We start from the raw sequence: 20975 nt of genomic DNA, 5'->3' as shown, positions 1-20975 counted from the left end.
CGTCAGGTGCCGCAGACCGGCGCCGCAGCGGTCTCGTTGCCGAGCGCGCCGCCGCAACTCGATCCCTGTCCGGCGGTGCATCCGTAGCAATGCTCGGCGACCTGGATCGTCCGGTCGGCGAGCAGTGACGCGCTGGCGTCAGTGAGGTGCAGACGCTGTCGCCCGGTGCCGGCAATCGGCAATCCCAGTTGCTGATTGAAGTCGCAGTCGTACAGGTAACCCTGCCAATCGACCGAGAGCAGATTGCGGCACATCACCCGTTCGACGTTCTCGTCGCGGTGCGCGTTGCGCAACAACTGCAGGTACGCGTTGAACTGCCCCTTCGAAATCAGCATCGATCCGAAGCGCTGAATCGGCATGTTGGTCAGGGTGAACAACTGGTTGAAGACGATTCCGAATTCTCGCCCGAGGTGTTCGCGATAGGCGGCGGCAAGCGGCTCCTGTGGCGGCGGTAGCGATGCTCCCAGCGGGTTGTAGACCAGGTTCAGGATCAGGCCGGTCGTCGGCTTGCCGAAACCGAGTGCGTTCAGGCGGCGCAAGCCGCGGATGCTGGCGGTGAAAGTGCCCGTGCCGCGCTGCTGGTCCACGTTCTCTTCGAGGTAGCACGGCAGTGAGGCGACCACCTCCACGCGGTGCGCAGCGAGAAAGTCCGCGAGGTCCTCCTGCCCGCTCTCTTCCAGGATCGTCAGGTTGCAGCGATCGATCACGCGCAGGCCGCGCGCGCGCGCGGCAACGACCAGGCGGCGGAAGTGCGGGTTCAGCTCGGGGGCGCCACCGGTGAGGTCGAGCGCGCCGACTTCGGGGCTGGCGGCAACGAAGGCGAGTACCGCGTCGACGGTTTCGGCGGTCATTTCCTCCTTGCGCTGCGGTCCCGCATTGACGTGGCAATGCACGCAACTTTGATTGCAGCGATAGCCGAGATTGACCTGCAGGGTTTCGACCGAACGGCGGCGCAACGCCGGAAAGGTGGTGGTCGCGAGAAGAGGAAGCGTGGCGTGCATGGATTTTCTCCGGTGGATCATCCTGGTCGAGCAGCAGGGGCGATCCCTTACAGTCGACCGTCCTGGCTACAGGACTCTTGGACAGCAAACGTTTGCTCAAGATGCCACGATACGACATTTCGCCGTTGCTGCGCAGCGCGCCGCATCGTGCATGGCGCGCTGGCGAAGCGCGACCGGCGCGGGCGAGTCCGGGGAGCCAATACTGCTGACTCAGGCGGCAGCCGGTCGGACGAAGAAACGCGGCAATGTTCGTTACGCCCTCTCGCGAGCATTTCGCTGATAATCTATCTGCCACAAACAAATCAACTGCTTAGCCATGGTCAAATACTTGGTGGTGAGGATGAGTGTTTCGAGCCGGCAAGTATTGCTGTAAGATTTGGTGCTTTCCGTGCGCGAAGAAGCGGCATGCCGAGTGGCAGACGAAACTGGCGCGGGTAGCGACGATCCAGCGAGCGACCTGCAGGAGTTTCGCAACAGCTCCGAAGGCGCGGTTTCGATATTGCGCAGCCTGCCGAGCACGAGCGTTGGCCGACATCGCCGATTTTCGCGCTTTCGATCTGATTGTCGGCGGAGCGTGGTCTGCAGGCCGTGAGTCTGTCGGCCGAGCCAGGTTCCCGCCAGTTTTCCGCCCGTATCACAAGGATTCTTAATGGAAACGAATGCTGCTACCACTGAGGAACCCGTCGCCAGCGCGCTGGAGCGGCGTCTTGATCTGTCGGTCGCGATTGCCGATTTCGACAAGGACGTTGACCAGCGCCTGAGGCGGCTCGCCAGAAACATGAAGATGCCGGGTTTCCGCCCGGGCAAGGTGCCGGCCAACATCGTCAGGCAGCAATATGGCGACCAGGCCCGTCACGAGGCGTTGACCGAGGCTCTCGGCCAACTCTTCAGCGACGCAGTCATCGAGCAGAATCTGCGCGTGGCTGGCTCTCCCAGGATCGAGGCGACCGACAGCGACAGTGCGACACACCTCAAATTCTCGGCAGTCTTCGAGGTGTATCCCGAGATTGCCCTGAGCGACCTGGCGGGAGTGGAAATTGAACGCCCGGTTCTCGAAATCGGGGCGACCGAAGTCGACAACACCATCGAGATTCTCCGCAAGCAGCGCATGCGCTACGAGTTGGTCGACCGCGCAGCCGCCAATGCGGACCGGGTGAGCATCGACTTCCTCGGCAAGAAGGATGGTGAACCGTTCGCCGGTGGGCAAGGCAAGGATTACCGTTTCGTGCTCGGCGAAGGCAAGATGCTCTCGGACTTCGAGAACGCGGTCATCGGGACCAGTCCCGGCGAAGCCAAGTCTTTCGACATGACCTTTCCCACCGAGTACTTTTCCAAGGAACTGGCCGGCCAATCGGTGACTTTCGAGATCACGGTCAAGGAAGTCGGCGAACCGGTGTTGCCCGAAATCGATGGTGAATTTGCCAAGGCGCTCGGCATCGAGGACGGCGATCTCGTGAAGATGCGCGACGAAATCGAAGGCAACCTCACGCGTGAGGTGAAGCGGCGCCTGCAGGCAAAAGTCACGGCGCAGGTGATGGATGCGCTGCTCCAGGCGAATGCCGTCGAGGTGCCGGGCGCCCTGGTCCAGCGGGAGATCGAGCGCCTGATGCAACTCGCGCGCCAGGACATGGAGCAGCGCGGGATGAAGGTGAAGGATTTGCCGATGCAGCCGGAATGGTTCTCGGATCAGGCCCGACGTCGTGTCAGTCTCGGCCTGATTCTTGCCGAGATCGTCAAGCAGCAGGGCTTGCAGGCGAAGCCCGAGCAGGTCAAGGCCTTGGTTCAGGAGGCGGCGCTGAGTTACGATCAGCCGGACGAGGTCGTCCGCTGGCACTACGCCCAGCCCGAGCGCCTGAACGATTTCGAAGGCGCGGCGATGGAGGCGAACGTGGTGCAGTGGGTTCTGGCGCAGGCGAAGGTGGTTGACAAACCGATCGCCTTTGCCGAACTGATGGGGCAACAGTCCTGAACATGGGCGATTCCCCTTGCAAAGGAAACGAAATGGGCATTGAAGACGCTGCCGGCTGGAATCCGCAGGCGCTGGGCCTGGTGCCGATGGTTATCGAGCAGAGCGGTCGTGGCGAGCGCGCCTACGACATCTACTCAAGACTCCTCAAGGAACGGGTCATTTTCCTGGTGGGCCCGGTGAACGATGTGACCGCCAATCTGGTGGTCGCGCAACTGCTCTTTCTGGAAGCCGAGAATCCGGACAAGGAGGTGCACTTCTACATCAATTCGCCAGGCGGCTCGGTGTCTGCCGGGCTGTCTATCTACGACACGATGCAGTTCATCAAACCCGACGTGTCGACCCTGTGCATGGGGCAGGCCTGCTCGATGGGTGCCTTTCTCCTTGCCGCGGGAGCCCGCGGCAAGCGCTTTGCCCTTCCCAATTCTCGCGTCATGATCCATCAGCCGATGGGGGGGTTCCAGGGGCAGGCGTCGGACATCGCGATTCACGCCAAGGAAATCCTTTCTCTGCGTGCCAAGCTGAACGAACTGATGGCACATCACACCGGTCAGTCGATCGAACGCATCGAGCGCGACACCGATCGCGACAATTTCCTTTCGGCGCAGGAAGCGGCAGAATATGGTCTGATCGACAAGGTGCTGGCCAATCGGGAGGCGCTTTGACGGCGTAGCCGGTCAGGGTACGCAGGTCTTGAGATAGAGGTAGCACGACATGTCGGAAAAGAAAAGTGGTACGGAAAAACTCCTCTACTGCTCGTTCTGCGGCAAGAGCCAGCATGAGGTGAAGAAGCTCATTGCCGGGCCGTCGGTCTTCATCTGCGACGAATGCATCGAACTGTGCAACGACATCGTTCGCGACGAGATCTCCGGCGAGCAAGGGGGCAAGGGGGCAAACAACGACCTGCCGACTCCGAAGGAAATCGCGGCACTGCTCGACCAATACGTGATCGGGCAGGAGACGGCCAAGCGCATCCTGTCGGTCGCCGTCTACAATCATTACAAGCGGCTCCGCCACTTCGGCAAGTCCGGCGACGACGTCGAACTCGCCAAGAGCAATATCCTGCTCATCGGTCCGACCGGATCGGGCAAGACACTGCTCGCGCAAACGCTGGCGCGCATGCTCGACGTGCCCTTCGTGATGGCCGACGCGACCACCCTGACGGAAGCCGGTTACGTCGGCGAGGACGTCGAGAACATCATCCAAAAGTTGCTGCAGAAGGCAGACTACGATACCGAGAAAGCGCAACGCGGCATCGTCTACATCGACGAAATCGACAAGATTTCGCGCAAGTCGGACAATCCGTCGATTACCCGCGACGTCTCGGGGGAGGGCGTACAGCAGGCGCTGCTCAAACTGATCGAGGGCACGGTGGCGTCCGTACCGCCGCAGGGCGGGCGAAAGCATCCCAATCAGGATTTCGTGCAGGTCGATACGACCAACATCCTGTTCATCTGCGGTGGCGCGTTCGACGGACTGGAAAAGGTCATTCGCAGTCGCTCCGAACGTGGCGGCATCGGTTTTGGCGCCGAGGTCAAAAGCAAGGACAACAAGAAGGCGACCGGCGAGGTGCTGCGCAGCGTCGAGCCCGAGGACCTGATCAAGTTCGGCCTGATTCCCGAACTGATCGGGCGTCTGCCGGTGGTGGCAACGCTCGAGGAACTGTCGAGCACGGCACTGGTGCAGATCCTCGTCGAGCCCAAGAATGCGCTCGTCAAGCAGTACCAGAAGTTGTTCGCGATGGAAGGCGTGGCGCTGGAAATCCGTCCGGCGGCAATGATGGCGGTTGCCCGCAAGGCGCTCGAACGCAAGACCGGGGCTCGCGGCCTGCGCTCGATTCTCGAGGCGGTACTGCTCGATACCATGTACGAACTTCCTGGTATGGAGAATGTCTCAGAGGTCGTCGTCGACGAGAACGTAATCGTCGGTGATGCCGAGCCACTCCTGATTTACGCTGACCAGCCGAAGGTCTCCGGCGGCAACTGACGATGTGCTGGCCGCCTCCAGCGCGGCTTGAAATGCGGGTTCATGCCACAATCTTCTCGCATGGACTATTACCTAAAGGGCACAATCAATGTCTGCAACTCCGAAGTTGTCTGTCGAACCCGTCGAGCTTCCGCTGCTGCCCCTGCGCGATGTAGTCGTCTTTCCGCACATGGTGATTCCGCTCTTCGTCGGGCGGCCAAAGTCGATCAAGGCGCTCGAAGTGGCGATGGAAGCAGGCAAGAGCATTCTCCTGGTGGCGCAGAAGTCGGCGGTGAAAGACGATCCGGAAGCCGACGACCTGTATGCCGTAGGCTGTGTGGCAAACATCCTGCAGATGTTGAAGCTGCCGGATGGTACGGTCAAGGTCCTGGTCGAAGGTTCCCAGCGAGCTCGCCTGGAGGCGATCGAAGCCCGCCAGCAGATGTTCTTCGCGGGCGCGCGACCGGTTCTTGCCGACGAAGGGATCAATCACGAAGTCGAGGCGCTGCGGCGTGCAGTGATCGCCCAGTTCGACCAGTATGTCAAGCTGAACAAGAAAATTCCGCCGGAAATCCTGACTTCGATCGTCGGCATCGAGGATGCCGGGCGGCTGGCCGATACCATTGCCGCGCATCTGCCCGTGAAGCTCGAGCAGAAGCAGGAAATCCTCGAGATGTTCGACATCCGCGCGCGGATCGAGCGTCTGCTGGCACAGCTCGAGTCCGAAATCGACATCCTGCAGGTGGAAAAGCGCATTCGGGGTCGGGTCAAGCGCCAGATGGAGAAGAGCCAGCGCGAGTATTACCTCAACGAACAGGTCAAGGCGATCCAGAAGGAGCTTGGCGAGGGAGAGGAGGGCGCCGACCTTGATGAACTCGACAAGAAGGTCAAGGCAGCCGGCATGAGCAGGGAAGGGCTTGCCAAGGCGCAGGCGGAGTTTCGCAAGCTCAGGCTGATGTCCCCGATGTCGGCTGAGGCGACAGTTGTCCGCAACTTCATCGAAACGCTGATCGCTCTGCCATGGCGCAAGCGCACGCGCATCAGCAAGGATCTCGCGGCAGCCGGGAAGATCCTCGATGCTGATCACTGGGGTCTGGAAAAGGTCAAGGAGCGCATCATCGAGTATCTCGCGGTGCAGCAGCGGGTAGACCGGCTCAAGGCGCCGATCCTTTGTCTGGTGGGGCCGCCGGGTGTCGGCAAGACTTCGCTTGGGCAGTCGATCGCCCGGGCGACGGGCCGCAAGTTCGTGCGCATGAGTCTCGGCGGAGTGCGCGACGAGGCGGAGATCCGCGGCCATCGCCGCACCTATATCGGCTCGATGCCCGGCAAGATCCTGCAGAACATGAGCAAGATCGGCGTCCGGAACCCGCTCTTCCTGCTCGACGAAGTAGACAAGATGGGTCAGGATTTCCGTGGAGATCCGAGCTCGGCGTTGCTGGAAGTGCTTGATCCGGAGCAGAACTCGACCTTCGTCGATCACTACGTGGAAGTCGAGTACGATCTCTCGGAAGTGATGTTCGTCGCCACCGCCAACACGCTGAACATTCCAGCGCCACTGCTCGACCGCATGGAAGTGATCCGCCTCTCGGGTTACACGGAAGACGAGAAGGTCAACATCGCGCAGCGTTACCTGCTACCCAAGCAGATGAAGAACAATGGCCTGAAAGTCACCGAGCTGACCGTGGCGGAGAGCGCCCTGCGCGACATCGTCCGTTACTACACGCGCGAGGCCGGAGTGCGGTCGCTCGAACGCGACATCTCGAAAATCTGCCGCAAGGTGGTGAAGACGCTGCTGCTGCGCAAGACGCAGGGAAAGGTCGCCGTCAGCGCACGTAATCTCGACAAGTTCCTCGGCGTGCGGCGTTTCAATTTCGGCGTCGCCGAGCGCGAGAACCAGGTGGGGCAGGTAACGGGTCTGGCATGGACCGAGGTTGGCGGCGAGCTGCTGACCATCGAGTCGGTCGTCCTGCCCGGCAAGGGCAAGACGACGACCACGGGCAAGCTTGGCGAGGTCATGCAGGAATCGGTTCAGGCAGCGCTGTCGGTAGTGCGCAAGCGTGCTCAGTCACTCGGTATCGACCACGATTTCTACCAGAAGAGCGACATCCACATCCATTTGCCGGAGGGCGCCATCCCGAAAGACGGTCCATCCGCGGGAATCGGCATCTGCACGGCGCTGGTTTCCGTTCTTACCGGCATTCCGGTCTGCTGCGATGTTGCCATGACTGGCGAGATCACCCTGCGTGGCGAAGTGTTGCCGATCGGTGGCCTGAAGGAAAAGCTCCTGGCTGCGGTCCGCGGAGGTCTGGCGAGAGTCTTGATTCCCGAGGAGAACGTCAGGGATCTGGCGGAAATTCCGGACAACATCAAGAACAAACTGGAGATCATTCCGGTCCGGTGGATCGACCAGGTGCTCGAACACGCGCTCGAACACAAGCCGACGCCGGCTGCCGCCGAGGAACCGGTCGCGCCGGCGGTGGTAGCCGCCGCGCCGGACAGCGTTTCCGGTCCGAACGTCGTCACCCACTGACGTCGCCCCGACTGCAGCGCCTGCTGCGCTCGCTCTGTCGGACGGCGCGGGCGCGCGGGTCGCGTCGATACGGACCGGAGGACTGTCGCAAGAGTCTCCCGCCATGATGCAACTGCCGAGTCAGGTTTCATCCGTTGCGCAGGTGATCCAGCTCGCCGTCGCGCCGGTCTTCCTGCTGGCCGGCGTCGGCGCTTTGCTTGGCGTACTTGCAAATCGGCTAGGGCGGGTGATCGACCGTTTTCACGTGCTCGAGAAAAGTCTGGTCTCGGACTTGTCGGCGACGGAACGTGCGCAAACGCTGTCGACGATCCTCTCGCTCTCACGCCGCGCCCGCATGATCCACTGGGCGATCTCGCTGTGTACCGCCTGTGATCTGCTGGTTTGCCTGGTCGTCGTCGCGCTGTTTGTCGGCGCGGAACTGCAGGTCGAGTTGTCACGCACGATTGCCGGACTGTTCATTGCCGCGATGCTGGCGCTGATTGCAGGTTTGACGTGCTTCCTGCGCGAGATCGCGCTGGCGACGAATTTCATAGAGGACCTGGACAAGCGAGCCGCGAGTATCGACGGCCAGTCCGGAAGACGGTGACCGACACAAAGCGGCCACCGTTCAAAGGAGGGGGCTCATCACCTGCACGGCGTTTTCGAGCAGTCGCCGCCAGTGCGGCCGCGCGCACCATTGGTCAAGCAGCAGCGCCGCCGACCGCGATTCGTACTGGCGCTGCAATTCGCGCACTTCGCTGGAAAACTGACGGTCGAAGGCAATCAGCGAGACCTCGAAGTTGAGTTCAAAGCTGCGCAGATCGAAGTTGACGGTTCCGAAAATGCTCATCTGCTCGTCGATGACCATGCTCTTGGTGTGCAGCAGGCCGTCGCCGAACTGCAGAATGGTGATGCCTGCCGCCAGCAGGTCGTCCTTGTACGCATCGCTGGCGTAGCGGACGAGCAAGGAGTCTACTTTCGCCGGAACGATCAGGATCACCCGCACACCGCGCACGGCAGCCGAGCGCAGCGCGGTCAGCAAGGGCTCGCTGGGAACGAAATAGGGGGTGGTCAGGACAATTTCGCGTCTCGCGGCGTAGATCGCCGTGAGCAGCAGCGCTTCGATGTGCCGCACTGACGACTGCGGCCCCGAGGGGAAAATCTGTACCCGGCTGTTGCCGACCTGCGCCAGCGCCGGTGGCTCCGGCGGCGCAAAGTCTCCACCCGTCTGCAGCGCGGTCAATGACAGGGACACTGCTTCGAGCGCCCAGGCCGCCGGCCCTTCGATGCGGACCATGGCATCGACCCATTCGCCGACTCCCGCGTCCTGTTTGAAGAAGCGCGGGTCGGCAATGTTCATGCTGCCGGTGTAGGCGATGCCGCGGTCGATGACGGCAATCTTGCGATGGTCGCGCAGATCGAGGCGGACGAACAGGGCGCGCAGCGGGTTGACCGGAAGGACCTCGACGATCTCGATGCCGGCGTCGCGCAGGCGACCGATGGCGCTGCTTCGGAAAAACGGACGGCTGCCGAGCGAATCCATCAGGGCGCGACAGGCGACCCCGCGACGTGCGGCGTTGACCAGCGCCGTAACCAGATCGTCGACGAAACCGCCAGGATTCCAGATGTAGAACTCCAGGTGCACCGAACGGCGAGCCGCATCGATGTCGGCAATCAGCGAGCGCATGATCGTTTCACTATCGACCAGCAGACGCAGCCGGTGACCCCCCATCAAGGGCAGACCGGCGAATCCGGTGGCGAGTCGGCTGACGCTCTCGGCACCGGTCGTCAGCGTGTCCGGCGCGACCACGTCGGATGGCGGAATGTCCCGGGCCCAGCGCAGGATCTGCGGTTGCAGACTGATCGCCCTTTGCATCCAGGTTCTGCCGAGACGCCGTTCGCCAATCAGCAGGTAGGCCAGCGCGCCGACGGCGGGGACGAGAATGACCAGCAGCAGCCAGGCCAGCGCCGTGCCGCGTGAGCTTCGCCGGGAAAAGATGCGCAGCGCCACGGCCAATGCCAGCACCAGGTAGACGAAGGACAGCAGACTGAAAACCATGTGCGGGAGTATGAGACTGCTGCACCCGGCTGGTCAACGCGCTGCTTGCAAGGGCAGTTTGCCGGCTTGTTTGCCAGGGACATCGCCCGTAGGTCTCGGCGATCGCGGCCGGAATGCGCCGTGGTCCGATGCATTGCGGGGGCAGCGTGGTGACAACTTGGCGAGGCATTGTGATAGCCTGCCGGCGTTTGCAGCCAATGCACCCCGTTGCATCGGGACGCCCAGGCGAAGGATCCTCTCTTCGGAGATTCACTGCAAAGGGATGCTGACCACATGACTCCCACGTTTACCCTGTTCATCAGCCTGTTTACCACCCTGCTGGCGATCATCAACCCGCTCGAAGCGATCCCGGTCTATCTCGGCCTGACCGATGGCAAGGCGGAAAGCGAACAGCGGCGCGTGGCGCGCCAGGCCTGCGTTTACGCCCTGCTGCTGTCTTTTTTCTTCCTGCTTTTCGGAACCGCGTTGTTACGCGTTTTTGACGTGCCGCTGAGCATGGTGCGGGTGGTCGGTGGAGTGATTCTCATGCGTGTCGGTTTCGAGTTGTTCAACCCGCCCCCATCGGGCGGCATCATTCCGCGCACGGATGGTGGCGATGCCGACGTCGCTTTCGTGCCACTGGCGATGCCGATCATGTTTGGACCCGGGGCGATCGCGACCTTGATCAGCATGGCCTCGACGATCAAGCAGTCGCCGCAGGAACTGCAGCACTTTTTCGCGGCTGCCGCAGCGATCGTATCCTGCATGCTGACCACCTATCTGTCACTGATCTATGCGAAGCCGATCCTGCGCAAGTTCGGCAAGCAGGGGATCGACGCAACCACCCGCATCGTCGGCTTTTTCGTTGCGGCGATGGGGATGGGTTTGATCTTCAACGGTGCCGTGGAATTTCTGGCGCCATACACGTGCGTTGCCCGTAGTGCGGCGGGGAACTGAGCCCGGCGTCAGACGGGCGTGCCTTGCTGTCGGGTAGCAGCCGTCGATATACTGCGCGTCGTGCCGGGAAGGCAGTGGCCTCCTGGCAAGAATGGGCGATGCGCAGTGCCAGAGACACCGCAAACCGCTCTCGTTGATCGCAGTACTTTGTGGAAGGGTTACCAGGGATGAATAGCCGTGCATTGGTCGTTCCGTTCAGCCTGCTGTTGCTGGCCGGCTGCGTGACGGAACAGAAGTACGACAAGCAGGTGCAGCAGACGCAGAAGGCTGTAGCGCTTGAACAGCAGTACCAGGCGCTCAATCAACAATTGCAACAGGAAGTGGCGCGGGATCAGGTGCAGATCAAGCAGCTCAACGATCGCCTCGTGGTGACTTTTGTCGATGAGATCCTGTTCGCTTCGGGCAGCGCCGAGATGAACGCCAAGGGGCGCGCGGTCCTGAACAAGGCCGTGCCGACGCTGGTCAACCTGACCGGCCACTGGATCGACGTGCAGGGCTACACCGACAACGAGCCGATCGGACCGGCACTCCGCGGCCGCTATCCGAGCAACTGGGAGCTTTCGGCAGCGCGCGCGGCGGACGTCGTAAGGTATCTGCAGTCGCAAGGGGTCGACCCCAGCAACCTCGTCGCCGAAGGCTTCGGGCAGTACCAGCCGGTTGCATCCAATGCGACTCCCGAAGGGCGCGCCAAGAACCGCAGAATCGACGTCGTCCTGCGTGCCAAGTAAGGTCGCCTCGCGAGCGGCGAGGTGCAGCGGGGCAAGCGGCCGCTTCGCCTCGTTGGTCGACGAAAGAGCAAAAAAAGCAGGATTCGCAAGGCGATCTCGCAACTTTCACGTCGAAGGAAGCGGTAAGTGGCAAATCGGGCTGCCGACGCGGCCCAAGGCGGGGGAGAGGAGCGCTGCTCGTGTTCGCCGGCTTAGTCGGGGGGTAGCGCGGGATCCGGGCGGACGGCGTCTGGCGACCATACCGGCGGCGGGTTTGTCTGCTCAGGAGAAAGCGCCGGGGCGCGCGGCACCGCGCCGGGCGAGAGCGCGCGCCCCGCTTCGGTTTGCTCCGGCGAGAGCGAGCGGTCGGGGCGAACCGCCCCGGATGACAGCACGGGGCCCGAGTCGATCTGTTCGGGCGACAGCGCAGGGTCGGGACGCACCGCGCCATCGTCGGTGTACTGCTGGGCCTGCGCCGTTGGCACGCCGATGAACACGACGACTCCGCAAAGCAGCGCGATCGCTAAACCTTGCCGTTTCCACTCCATGATTCACTTCCTCCGCATGACCGCCATGCCCGGAGATCGCGGGTCAGTCGGTTCGACCACAGTAACGGGCGCGTGCCGACCGGTCAAGCTGCTGCGGGTACCGGCGGGCAGACGCCTATCTGCCGCTCATTGCGCCAATCTGTCTTTCCGCCCGCCATCGTCGGGGCGGCTTGCCGCTCCAGCGGGCGAAGGCGCGGCTGAAGGCGCTGGCGTCCGCATAGTTCAGCGCGGCGGCGATCTCGCTGACGGTCATTGCGGAATCTTCGAGCATCTGGCGGGCGATCTCGTAACGGCTCGCGTCGGCGAGCTGCCGGAAGCTGCTGCCAGCGGCCTGCAGGCGGCGGTTCAACGTGCGGCTGTGCATCGAGAACAGCGCCGCCACCTCGGGCGCAACCGCCCGCCCGGTAAGCACGGCGCCGTGCAGGACGCGTTGCACCTGATGCGGAAAATCGCCGCCGTAACGCGCCTCGAGAGTGTCGATCTGCTTCTGCAACAGGCGATGCAACTCGGGATCTGCTCCCGACAAGGGCTTCCTCAGCCATTCGGAGGAAAAGACCAGCGCATTCTGCTCTGCATCGAAGCGCAGCGGTGAGCGGAAGAAGCGGCGGAACGGCGCGATCTCCTGCGGCGCGCGGTGTGCGAAGAGGACCTCACTGGCTTGCCATTCGCGTCCGCACAGGCGGCGCATGATATTGCAGCCAACGGCCAGGGCGCCGTCGACGATCTGCTCCGACGCCGCGATACGCGGCTGGTAGATGGCGTAACCCAGGGCGGCCGAGCCCTCGACGATCGCCAGGGTTGGAACTGCTCCACGGTCATGATGGTGCAGATAGCGCACCAGCGTGCGCAGCGCCGATTCGACATCCGGCGAGTGCAGCGCCAGGAAACCGACCAGCCCGAGCGAGGAAGCGCCACCACCCTGGCCAACCAACAGCCCGAAATGCTTGCACCCGGTCCGTGCCACGCAGAACGCCAATAACTCGCCAAGGCGGGCAAAGGGAATGCGGTTCTCGGGATCGTCGAAGAGCGCGGGATCGATCCCTGCCTCGCCGAGCACTTCACGCGGATCGCAACCGAGTCCGCGCAACACCGAGGGGATCGACGCCACGCCGCCGATACGAAGGACGCTCTCGGCGCGATGCTCGCGTGACATCATCCGCTTTGCTTCCGGACGCGGTAACCGGTCCTGTGGTCGGTCCACGGGGGGTCGCCGAACGAGTCGATCAGCCTCTGATCCGCCGTGTCCAGTCGGCGAGGGCCTGCATCTGCTCGGCGATCAGGCCGGCAATCCGTTCGTCGGTGAGATTCCCCTCGGCGTCGAATCCGCCGGCAAAAGCGTTGGAAAATACTTCGGGTCGGTTGAGCAGGTGCACGTTCAGAAAAACGCAGACCTGGCGCAGGTGATATTGCGAACGCGAAGTTCCCATTCCGGCCCCGGCACCCATCAGAGCCGCAGTCTTTCCGGAAAGCAGGGCATTGGCCGGTTCGCGCGAGGCCCAGTCGAGAATGTTCTTCAAGGCCGGGGCCAGCGAGTAGTTGTATTCCGGGCAGGCGATGACAAAGGCGTCGGCAGTGGCCATCTGCGCCAGGACACGGACGACGCCGGCTGGTTTTTCCGTCAGATCGGCGTTATAAAATGGAACGTCACCGAGATCGGCGATCTCCATGCTCACGTCGGCCGGCAGGCGGGCGCTGGCTGCGCGCAGGAGGCCGCTGTTGCACGATGCCCGACGAAGGCTGCCGGAAATGCCAAGAAATTTGATTGCGGACATCGACGGTCTCCAGAATAGTATGGGTCTTTGGCGCAGCCATTCCGGCCGGGTGCCATGGTAGCAGGACTCGACGCCCGATCGGGTTGCTGCTGCCGGCTGCGCTATGCGGGAATGCCCGGTTGTTGCCAGCATGCGTCGAACCTGTCTGGCGTATCGAGTGCGCAGTGTCGCAAATCATCATTTTATTGTCCAGAATCATCTAGACAGCCAGGCTCGGAAGCGAGCGATAATGCGTCCTCGTTGAGGATCGAGGGGCAGGCGCGGGCGAAGCCGGGCCTGCATCAGCGGCGATTCGGGCAATTCCACGTCGTCCGGTGGGCTGCGCCGCAGGCCTTGCGCGCTAGGCCGTCCGGGCGGCGACCTGTTTGTCAATGCAGGAAAGGGGGGGCGGATGTCTGCAGCGAGAGGTGGCAGGAAGCGATACGCGGGCGCTCTGTTGGGCGCGCTGGCGGTGTTGGCAGCGATGCCGGCCAGCGGTGAAGAGCGGGTGTCGGCGGAGAACATGTTCGACGGGCAGTGGCACCTCGGCGTCACACCGTACGCTTGGCTGCCCACCATCTATACGTCGGCGACCTTGCAGCCGCTGGGAATTGCCGGCGGCGTGCAGGCGAACATGCACAGTGATCCCGGCACCTATCTGCACAACCTTTCCTTCGCGTTCTTCCTCGCCGGCGAGGCGCGCAAGGGCGAGTGGTCGCTGCTCGCCGATTACATTTACATGAAGTTCGACCGCCAGAATTCGGGCGTCAGGCCGCTCAACGGCGGCGGTGGGGCGGTAGCACTGCCGTTCGATGCATCGATGTCGCTGAAGTCCAACGTGCTGACGCTCGCTGGCAGCTACACTGCCTGGCGACGTGGCGCTTCGCACCTCGACATCCTCGCTGGCACGCGCTATCTGAACATGGACGCAACGCTGGATTTCAGCCTGCTTGGCATCACCGGCGGACGGGACGCGTCGGCCAGCATGAACAAATGGGATGCGATCGTCGGACTGAAAGGGCAGGTCGACCTCGATGCCGAGGCCAAGTGGTTCGTGCCCTATTACCTGGACGTCGGCGGCGGTTCCGCCAACACCACCTGGCAGGCTCTGGTCGGAGTGGGTTACCGCTACGGCTGGGGCGACCTGACGCTGGCCGTGCGCAACCTGAGCTACAACTTCACTGGCCGCGGCGGTGGTGTCGAGCCCCGCTTCACCGGATTCGCGCTGGCCGCCACCTTCCCTTTCTAGACTGTTCCGCTCCAAGAATTCTTGCGACGTAAAGGAGGCACAAGTGAAACAACGCATACCCCAGTGGATATTGGCCATCGTGGCGTGGATCGGCATGATCTGCGTCGCCTCTGCGCAGCAGATCACCGGTGTTCCGGGGTCGCCGAGCGCGACCACGACGATCAGCAATCGGCAACTGCCGCCGCCCGATCCGAAGTTCGGCGGCGTGATCAAGGACGATGCCTTGCAGTCGAAGTACTGGTGGGCGCCTCGGGTCGTACCCCCGAAAGCTGCCCCGAATGTGCTGCTCATCATCACCGACGATGCAGGCTTTGGGGTGCCGAGCACCTTTGGCGGCGTGATCCCGACGCCGACGATGGACCGCATCGCGAATGAGGGCCTGCGCTACAATCGCGTGTTCTCGACCGCTCTCTGCTCACCGACCCGCGCCGCGCTGATTACCGGGCGCAACCACCACTCGGTCGGTTTCGGCGTGATTTCGGAGCAATCCACCGGCTTCCCCGGCTACAACAGCATCATCGGCAAGGACAAGGCGACCGTCGGGCGCATCCTGCTCGACAACGGTTACTCGACGGCGTGGTTCGGCAAGGACCACAACACACCGGCGTTTGCGGCGAGCCAGGTCGGTCCGTTCGATCACTGGCCGACCGGGATGGGCTTCGAGTACTTCTATGGCTTTGTCGGCGGCGACGCCAACCAGTGGGAGCCGAACCTGTTCCGGAACACGACGCAGATTTATCCGTTCCAGGGCCAGGAAGGCCAGTGGAATCTGGTGACCGCGATGGCCGACGACGCCATTGATTACATGACGCGGATTCACCAGACCGACCCCTCCAAACCGATCTTCATCAAATACGCGCCCGGGGCGACGCATGCGCCGCATCACCCGACCAAGGAATGGGTGGACAAGATCAGCGCGATGCATCTTTTCGACGATGGTTACGAGAAGCTGCGCGAACGCATCTTTGCCAACCAGAAGAAGCTCGGTATCGTCCCGCAGGACGCCACCCTTACCCCATGGCCCAAGGATGTGCTGAAGCCGTGGGATGAGCTTTCGCCAGACGAGAAGAAGCTCTTCATCCGCCAGGTCGAGGTGTTCGCAGCGTACGCTGCCTATAGCGACTACGAAATCGGCCGCGTGATCCAACAGTTCCAGGACCTCGGCAAACTCGAGAATACACTCGTCATCTACATCAACGGCGACAACGGCACCAGCGCCGAGGGCGGCCCGCTCGGCACCCCGAACGAGGTGGCATTTTTCAACGGCCTCAACATGTTGCCGGCCGAAGTGCAGATGAAGTTTTACGATGTCTGGGGCACGCAATATACCTACAACCACATGTCGGCCGGCTGGTCGTGGGCGTTTGATACGCCGTTCGACTGGTTCAAGCAGAACGCCTCGCGCCTGGGCGGCATCAATCAGAACATGGTGGTCTCGTGGCCGGCGCGCATCAAGGACACGGGCGGTGTGCGCAACCAGTTCGTACATGTCATCGACGTTGTTCCGACGATCCTCGAGGCGGCCGGAATCAAGGCGCCGGAGATGGTCGATGGCATCAAGCAGGCGCCGATCGAGGGCACGAGCTTCCTTTACACCTTTGACGAGAAAAACGCCAGGGCGCCGTCGCGTCACAAGACGCAGTACTTCGAGATGATGGGCCAGTGGGCCTTATACGACGACGGCTGGCTACTATCGACCAAGGTCAACCGGGCGCCGTGGGAGGCGTTCGGGCCGGCCAATCCGGATCCACTGAACAACCAGGCGTTCCAGCTCTACAATCTGAATGACAACTGGAACCAGACCGACGACCTCGCGGCGAAGTATCCGCAAAAGGTCAAGGAAATGAGGGCAAAGTTCGTCGCCGAGGCGAAGAAGTATCAAGTCTTTCCGATGGACGCTTCTGTGGCCGCACGCATCGTTGCTCCACGGCCGAACATTACGGCGGGCCGCAGCGAGTTCGTCTACACCCACCCGATGGTCGGCCTTCCGCAAGGGGACTCGCCGTTCATTCTGGATGCATCTTACACCTTCACGGCCGACATCGAGGTTCCGCAACAGGGCGCCGAGGGAATGATCGTGACCTCCGGTGGACGCTTTGGCGGCTATGGCTTCTACCTCTTGAAGGGCCGGCCGGTCTGGCTGTGGAACTTGGTCGACCTCGAACGCGTGAAATGGGAAGGACAGGAACCGCTCGCACCGGGCCGCCACGTACTGGAGTATGACTTCAAGTACGATGGACTCGGAGTCGGCACGCTTGCCTTCAACAACTTCAGCGGCCTGGGACGACCGGGTACGGGAACGCTCAAAGTGGACGGCAAAGTGGTTGACACGAAGGCGATGCCGAAGACGCTGCCGATGATCCTGCAATGGGACGAGAGCTTCGACATCGGCTCGGACACGCTCACCGGCGTCAATGATGCCGACTACAAGCCACCTTTCCCGCTCACCGCCAAGCTGAACAAGCTGACGATCAAGGTTGATCGGCCGCAGTTGTCGCCCGCGGACATCAAGAAGCTGGAGGCGGCCACACGCAACAACCAGATGAGCGAGTAGGACCTCAGCACCCGGGCAGCCTCGGTACCGACGCTGCCCGGGGCGAACTCAGCCGATGCCTGCCCTGGTCGTCGGAGCGTGGCCGTCCTCGATAGTTAGTGACTATGCCAGAAGCTGGCAGTCGTCCTTGATCCGGTAGACGAAGCGATGCTGGCGGACGACTCGTCTTGACCAGCGGCCAGAATGCGTGTGCCGCAGTTGCTTCCACTTGACGCTTCATCCCCGCGGCATGCTACGCCAGCAACAAGGCGTCTTGCCTTGGCCGGGCGGCGCAGCAGTAAAGAGGTTTCCTCAAACGCTTCGTAGTCCTCGGGCGACAGTATCACCATCAACTGCTGTGCCAGTACAGTTGATGATGGCTGTTCAATGCCTTCGACACCGGCCCGATGGTGTTGGCCAGCCTGACAAGGGCAGTGTTCCGGGTGATCGCCCGCATCAGATGCTGCCCGCGAATATGTGCATGTCATCGCACAATTGCGCGAAATCTGCCATCATGCAGCGTAGAATGGCGGCTTTTCCGCCCAGCTGACGGAAAACCCGCGGCGAGCCAGGGCGAAATCGGACGGCTGCCTGAGAAGGCGGCTGATTGTGGTCACAGCAATTTGTGAAAGGAGGAGTCCATCATGAACAAGCGTTTGCTTCCGTTAGCCATCCTGCCGGCTGCTTTCATTGCCGGCGTGAGTTTTGCGCAATTTCCGGTACTCGACATGGTTGCCAACAAGGTGGTCCAGAAGTACGAGATGGCGAGTTGTGAACAGTTGTGGATGAAGAAGGGGCAGCCGAAGTCAGCGGAGGAGCAGCGCGTCATCGCCCTTCTGCGCTCCGATCCAGCGATGCGCACCGAGTTCATCAACCGGGTGGCAGCGCCGATTGCCAACAAGATGTTCGAGTGCGGGATGATTCCGTGAGCGTTGGCGGACGTAGATCCCGCTTCATCTGAATGAGGAGAGCATTGATGATCCAGTATCCGTTTGTTCGGCGCGTGGCGATTTTCGCCGCCAGCCTGCTCCTGGTCGGCAGTGTGCACGCGCAGCAGCCGGCGTCCGTGGCGAAGACGTCGAAGCAGGCAAAGGCGTCCAGCAAGGCGGTGGTCCGCCAGCCGCTCGTCGAAGCCAGGGCGATCGACCTTCTGAAGGCGATGAGCGCGCGTCTGGCTAGCGCACGTTCGATGGCGTTCACTGCGGTGGTGACCTACGAAGCGCCCAGTCTTATCGGTCCGGCGCTCGCCTACACGACGAGTTCGGACGTGCTCATGCAGCGGCCGGACAAGCTGCGGGTGATCACGCTCGGTGATGGCCCGGCGTCCGAGTTCTACTACGATGGCAAGACGATGACGGCGTTTGCGCCGGCCGAGAATCTGGTTGCCGTTGCGGCTGCCCCGCCGACCATCGATGCAGCACTGAAGGCGGCTTTCGACTCTGCCGCGATCTACTTCCCGTTCTCCGACGTCGTCGTCGCCGATCCCTACAAGACGATGGCCGAAGGTCTCACCGATGCCTTCTACATCGGGCAGTCCAAGGTCATCGGCGGCACCGTGACCGACATGGTGGCGTTCGTCAATGACTACGTCTTCGTGCAGATCTGGATCGGCGCGGAGGACAAGTTGCCGCGCCTGCTGCGGGCGGTGTTCCGCGACGACCCGCTGCGCCTGCGTCATCAACTGGAACTTTCCAACTGGAAGATCGATCCGGTCGTGCCTGCCGATGCGTTTGTCGCGGCGAAAGCGGGCAGTGCGACAGCGATCACCTTCGCTCATCCGGAGGGAGCACCGTCAGGGTTCAAGCCGCCGCCGCGGGGCAAGCCTGGCAAAGCGCAAACCACCAAGACCCAATAAGGAGATTGCCATGAAGACAATTGTCATCGGCATGGCCGGACTGGCGCTCGGCGCACTGTTGCCGCAGCAGGTTGCGGCCTGGGCCAGCGCCAACCGTTTCGGCGGCAGCACAGAGCACGTCGCCGGGGTGGGCACCGAGCATACGAACCGCTGGGGCGGCAGCTCCGAACACGCCTACGGCGGCGGTACCGAACACACCAACGTTTACGGCGGTACTACCGCCGGCAAGTATGGCGAGGGGGCCTACCACACGACTCCCGGCGGCGCGACCGCTTATCACCCGCCGGGATATCCGGCGTACCCCGCGTATCCCGGATATCATCCGCCGGTTGCCGTGCCGTACTATTCGGCGTCCGGCTGTTACGGCTGTGCGGCGGCGGCAGGCGCGGTCGTCGGCGTTGCTGCCGGTGCGGCGGTGGCTTCGGCAAATACTGCCGCCGCAACCAGTAACGCATACGCATCCGGCTACGCCGCCGGTAGTGCCAATACTGCCGCCGCCTACCGGATGGGAGTGAACTACGCTGCGCTGCCCGCCGGTGCGGTCGCCGTGCAGAAGTATGGGACCACGTACTATCTGTTGGGAAACATCTGGTTTCAACCCGCTTACGGAGCCAACGGCGTGTATTACCGCGTGGTTCCCACGCCTTGACCCTCCGGGTCGATAGCGCAATGCGCCGGGGAGGAGCGTTTCCGAAACATCTCGCCATGCCGTGCCGGATTCGCGGTCCGGCCGGGTCACTGGCCCGATCGCGCCGCCGGTTTGCCGGCGGCAACAAGCACTCTAATCGTTTAGGAGAAAATGCCATGAAGACCTTGTCCGTGACTCTCGCTGTCGCCTGTCTGATGATCGCCCGCGCAGGCGAAGGCGGTGACTTGCGAAGAGGGCGTTCGCCACGCCGCCTGTGAAACCTCCAGGGGTGCTGTGGAAGTCCGGAAACCGGTTCCCGTCGCGGAAGTCCCGCACAAGGAAGTCGTCGTCGAACCGACCAGGGAGGTGGTCGAGAAGCCGAAGGTCGAAGTCGTTCCGGAGTGCAGGATCGTCGACGGCAGACGCGTCTGTCGTTGACGGGGATTCGTGCGGCCGCCTTGAAACGCTGCATGTGGATCACCGGGCGGCCGCCGCCGACATGAGCCCCTGGCTGGTGGCGGTGGCCGTCGCAGTGCTGGTATTGGCCGGATCGTTCCTGGGAGCTTTCCTGCGCACGCGCTTACCCAGGCACCATCTCGACGATGATTCGAAGGAAATGGTGAAGATGGGAATCGGTTTTCTGTCGACGCTGGCAGCGCTGGTTCTCGGCTTGATCATTTCTTCTGCCAAGGGCTCGTTCGATACCAAATCGGCCGAAGTGGAAAGCGCGGCTGCACAACTTCTGCAGTTGAACAACAACCTGAGGCAACTCGGCGACGCCGGCGAGCCGGCGCGCGCCTTGCTGCGGCGACTGGTAACCGAGCGCGTCGGCGAATTCTGGGACAAGGACCGAACGGGAGGTAATGGGTCGGAGGTGAACGAAACGGCGCGCGCGCTTTATCATCTGCAGAAGATGCTGCGAGCAATTCCTTTGACCAACGCCGGGCAACATTCCGCGTGGTCGAAAGCGCTGCAGCTGATCGACGACCTCGCGCAGCTGCGGTCCGTGGCGATCGCCCACAGCGGCAGTTCGATCACACCGCCACTGCTCGCCCTGCTGGTGTTCTGGCTGATGATCATCGCGGTTGGCCTCAATCTGTTCGCGCCGTCGAACGGAACGATCCACGCAGTCAATGTATTGTGCGCGCTGTCGGTAGCTGGCGCCATTTTCCTGATCCTCGAAATGGACCAACCGTACGAAGGCCTGATCCGCGTCTCCGACGCGCCGCTGCGCGCGGTACTGCTGCAACTGGAAAAGTGATACGGTC

The 20975-nt window shown here is 62.4% G+C and carries 20 protein-coding genes; 14 read left to right on the top strand and 6 right to left on the bottom strand.

The genetic code is table 11. From position 1 onward, the window contains the following. Positions 1 to 2: 2 nt before the first annotated feature. A complete protein-coding gene (arsS, locus tag NFV80_RS10560; RefSeq protein WP_295329755.1) occupies positions 3 to 1001 on the bottom strand; it encodes an arsenosugar biosynthesis radical SAM (seleno)protein ArsS in 999 nt (332 codons plus the stop codon). Between the two features lie 649 nt (positions 1002 to 1650). Here arsS and tig point away from each other — a divergent pair. From tig to NFV80_RS10535, 5 genes are all read left to right on the top strand, one after another. Further along, positions 1651 to 2970 (top strand): trigger factor, encoded by a 1320-nt coding sequence (gene tig, locus NFV80_RS10555; RefSeq protein WP_295329757.1) that lies wholly within the window; start codon positions 1651 to 1653, stop codon positions 2968 to 2970. A gap of 32 nt (positions 2971 to 3002) precedes the next feature. Beyond that, complete coding sequence (gene clpP / locus NFV80_RS10550; protein WP_295329760.1) at positions 3003 to 3632, top strand: ATP-dependent Clp endopeptidase proteolytic subunit ClpP; 630 nt, start codon at positions 3003 to 3005, stop codon at positions 3630 to 3632. A gap of 49 nt (positions 3633 to 3681) precedes the next feature. Then, on the top strand, positions 3682 to 4953 hold the full coding sequence (gene clpX, locus NFV80_RS10545; RefSeq protein WP_295329763.1) for an ATP-dependent Clp protease ATP-binding subunit ClpX: 1272 nt from the start codon (positions 3682 to 3684) through the stop codon (positions 4951 to 4953). A gap of 88 nt (positions 4954 to 5041) precedes the next feature. After that, positions 5042 to 7462 (top strand): endopeptidase La, encoded by a 2421-nt coding sequence (gene lon / locus NFV80_RS10540; RefSeq protein ID WP_295329766.1) that lies wholly within the window; start codon positions 5042 to 5044, stop codon positions 7460 to 7462. A 103-nt stretch (positions 7463 to 7565) separates the two neighbouring features. After that, the gene (locus tag NFV80_RS10535) at positions 7566 to 8048 is read left to right on the top strand and encodes a DUF2721 domain-containing protein (protein ID WP_295329772.1); all 483 of its coding nucleotides are present in this window, start codon (positions 7566 to 7568) and stop codon (positions 8046 to 8048) included. A gap of 21 nt (positions 8049 to 8069) precedes the next feature. Here the strand turns inward: NFV80_RS10535 and cls are convergent, their stop codons facing one another. Then, entirely contained in the window at positions 8070 to 9500 is a 1431-nt protein-coding gene (gene cls / locus NFV80_RS10530; RefSeq protein ID WP_295329776.1) for a cardiolipin synthase, read from the bottom strand. A gap of 273 nt (positions 9501 to 9773) precedes the next feature. On the opposite strand from cls, the gene NFV80_RS10525 reads away from it, so the two are divergent. After that, entirely contained in the window at positions 9774 to 10436 is a 663-nt protein-coding gene (locus NFV80_RS10525; protein WP_295329777.1) for a MarC family protein, read from the top strand. 167 nt (positions 10437 to 10603) lie between these two features. Continuing rightward, complete coding sequence (locus NFV80_RS10520; RefSeq protein ID WP_295329779.1) at positions 10604 to 11164, top strand: flagellar motor protein MotB; 561 nt, start codon at positions 10604 to 10606, stop codon at positions 11162 to 11164. 191 nt (positions 11165 to 11355) lie between these two features. Here the strand turns inward: NFV80_RS10520 and NFV80_RS10515 are convergent, their stop codons facing one another. The 3 genes from NFV80_RS10515 to NFV80_RS10505 all read right to left on the bottom strand — a co-directional run bounded on the left by NFV80_RS10515 (position 11356) and on the right by NFV80_RS10505 (position 13463). Then, on the bottom strand, positions 11356 to 11691 hold the full coding sequence (locus tag NFV80_RS10515; protein ID WP_295329781.1) for a hypothetical protein: 336 nt from the start codon (positions 11689 to 11691) through the stop codon (positions 11356 to 11358). A gap of 115 nt (positions 11692 to 11806) precedes the next feature. After that, positions 11807 to 12847 carry an AraC family transcriptional regulator gene (locus NFV80_RS10510; RefSeq protein WP_295329783.1) on the bottom strand — a complete coding sequence of 347 codons (1041 nt, stop codon included), beginning with the start codon at positions 12845 to 12847 and terminating at the stop codon, positions 11807 to 11809. Positions 12848 to 12914: 67 nt separating this feature from the next. After that, complete coding sequence (locus NFV80_RS10505) at positions 12915 to 13463, bottom strand: NAD(P)H-dependent oxidoreductase (protein ID WP_295329785.1); 549 nt, start codon at positions 13461 to 13463, stop codon at positions 12915 to 12917. A 391-nt stretch (positions 13464 to 13854) separates the two neighbouring features. Between NFV80_RS10505 and NFV80_RS10500 the strand changes: the two genes are divergently transcribed. Further along, complete coding sequence (locus NFV80_RS10500) at positions 13855 to 14691, top strand: hypothetical protein (RefSeq protein WP_295329787.1); 837 nt, start codon at positions 13855 to 13857, stop codon at positions 14689 to 14691. 94 nt (positions 14692 to 14785) lie between these two features. Continuing rightward, on the top strand, positions 14786 to 17245 hold the full coding sequence (locus NFV80_RS10495) for an arylsulfatase (RefSeq protein WP_296758654.1): 2460 nt from the start codon (positions 14786 to 14788) through the stop codon (positions 17243 to 17245). A gap of 102 nt (positions 17246 to 17347) precedes the next feature. Here the strand turns inward: NFV80_RS10495 and NFV80_RS17465 are convergent, their stop codons facing one another. Then, the gene (locus tag NFV80_RS17465) at positions 17348 to 17443 is read right to left on the bottom strand and encodes a type II toxin-antitoxin system YoeB family toxin (RefSeq protein ID WP_366143431.1); all 96 of its coding nucleotides are present in this window, start codon (positions 17441 to 17443) and stop codon (positions 17348 to 17350) included. A gap of 425 nt (positions 17444 to 17868) precedes the next feature. Between NFV80_RS17465 and NFV80_RS10490 the strand changes: the two genes are divergently transcribed. From NFV80_RS10490 to NFV80_RS10470, 5 genes are all read left to right on the top strand, one after another. Then, positions 17869 to 18153 carry a hypothetical protein gene (locus NFV80_RS10490; RefSeq protein ID WP_295329789.1) on the top strand — a complete coding sequence of 95 codons (285 nt, stop codon included), beginning with the start codon at positions 17869 to 17871 and terminating at the stop codon, positions 18151 to 18153. A 47-nt stretch (positions 18154 to 18200) separates the two neighbouring features. Further along, positions 18201 to 19079 (top strand): DUF2092 domain-containing protein, encoded by an 879-nt coding sequence (locus NFV80_RS10485; protein WP_295329791.1) that lies wholly within the window; start codon positions 18201 to 18203, stop codon positions 19077 to 19079. Between the two features lie 10 nt (positions 19080 to 19089). Beyond that, on the top strand, positions 19090 to 19728 hold the full coding sequence (locus NFV80_RS10480; protein WP_295329793.1) for a hypothetical protein: 639 nt from the start codon (positions 19090 to 19092) through the stop codon (positions 19726 to 19728). Positions 19729 to 19947: 219 nt separating this feature from the next. Continuing rightward, positions 19948 to 20145, top strand: a complete 198-nt coding sequence (locus NFV80_RS10475; protein WP_295329795.1) for a hypothetical protein — start codon at positions 19948 to 19950, stop codon at positions 20143 to 20145. Between the two features lie 34 nt (positions 20146 to 20179). Further along, on the top strand, positions 20180 to 20968 hold the full coding sequence (locus tag NFV80_RS10470) for a DUF4239 domain-containing protein (RefSeq protein WP_295329796.1): 789 nt from the start codon (positions 20180 to 20182) through the stop codon (positions 20966 to 20968). Positions 20969 to 20975 lie beyond the last annotated feature (7 nt).

This window comes from Accumulibacter sp., from assembly GCF_023806565.1.
Lineage (GTDB): Bacteria > Pseudomonadota > Gammaproteobacteria > Burkholderiales > Rhodocyclaceae > Accumulibacter.
Note: the sequence above shows the minus strand (reverse complement) of the source record. Positions and strands in the feature narration are given on the sequence as shown.

Bases quoted from the DNA above. Each gene is read 5' to 3' on its own strand.
- arsS (WP_295329755.1), bottom strand. From the start codon at position 1,001: ATGCACGCCACGCTTCCTCTTCTCGCGACCACCACCTTTCCGGCGTTG.
- tig (WP_295329757.1), top strand. From the start codon at position 1,651: ATGGAAACGAATGCTGCTACCACTGAGGAACCCGTCGCCAGCGCGCTG.
- clpP (WP_295329760.1), top strand. From the start codon at position 3,003: ATGGGCATTGAAGACGCTGCCGGCTGGAATCCGCAGGCGCTGGGCCTG.
- clpX (WP_295329763.1), top strand. From the start codon at position 3,682: ATGTCGGAAAAGAAAAGTGGTACGGAAAAACTCCTCTACTGCTCGTTC.
- lon (WP_295329766.1), top strand. From the start codon at position 5,042: ATGTCTGCAACTCCGAAGTTGTCTGTCGAACCCGTCGAGCTTCCGCTG.
- NFV80_RS10535 (WP_295329772.1), top strand. From the start codon at position 7,566: ATGATGCAACTGCCGAGTCAGGTTTCATCCGTTGCGCAGGTGATCCAG.
- cls (WP_295329776.1), bottom strand. From the start codon at position 9,500: ATGGTTTTCAGTCTGCTGTCCTTCGTCTACCTGGTGCTGGCATTGGCC.
- NFV80_RS10525 (WP_295329777.1), top strand. From the start codon at position 9,774: ATGACTCCCACGTTTACCCTGTTCATCAGCCTGTTTACCACCCTGCTG.
- NFV80_RS10520 (WP_295329779.1), top strand. From the start codon at position 10,604: ATGAATAGCCGTGCATTGGTCGTTCCGTTCAGCCTGCTGTTGCTGGCC.
- NFV80_RS10515 (WP_295329781.1), bottom strand. From the start codon at position 11,691: ATGGAGTGGAAACGGCAAGGTTTAGCGATCGCGCTGCTTTGCGGAGTC.
- NFV80_RS10510 (WP_295329783.1), bottom strand. From the start codon at position 12,847: ATGATGTCACGCGAGCATCGCGCCGAGAGCGTCCTTCGTATCGGCGGC.
- NFV80_RS10505 (WP_295329785.1), bottom strand. From the start codon at position 13,463: ATGTCCGCAATCAAATTTCTTGGCATTTCCGGCAGCCTTCGTCGGGCA.
- NFV80_RS10500 (WP_295329787.1), top strand. From the start codon at position 13,855: ATGTCTGCAGCGAGAGGTGGCAGGAAGCGATACGCGGGCGCTCTGTTG.
- NFV80_RS10495 (WP_296758654.1), top strand. From the start codon at position 14,786: ATGATCTGCGTCGCCTCTGCGCAGCAGATCACCGGTGTTCCGGGGTCG.
- NFV80_RS10490 (WP_295329789.1), top strand. From the start codon at position 17,869: ATGAACAAGCGTTTGCTTCCGTTAGCCATCCTGCCGGCTGCTTTCATT.
- NFV80_RS10485 (WP_295329791.1), top strand. From the start codon at position 18,201: ATGATCCAGTATCCGTTTGTTCGGCGCGTGGCGATTTTCGCCGCCAGC.
- NFV80_RS10480 (WP_295329793.1), top strand. From the start codon at position 19,090: ATGAAGACAATTGTCATCGGCATGGCCGGACTGGCGCTCGGCGCACTG.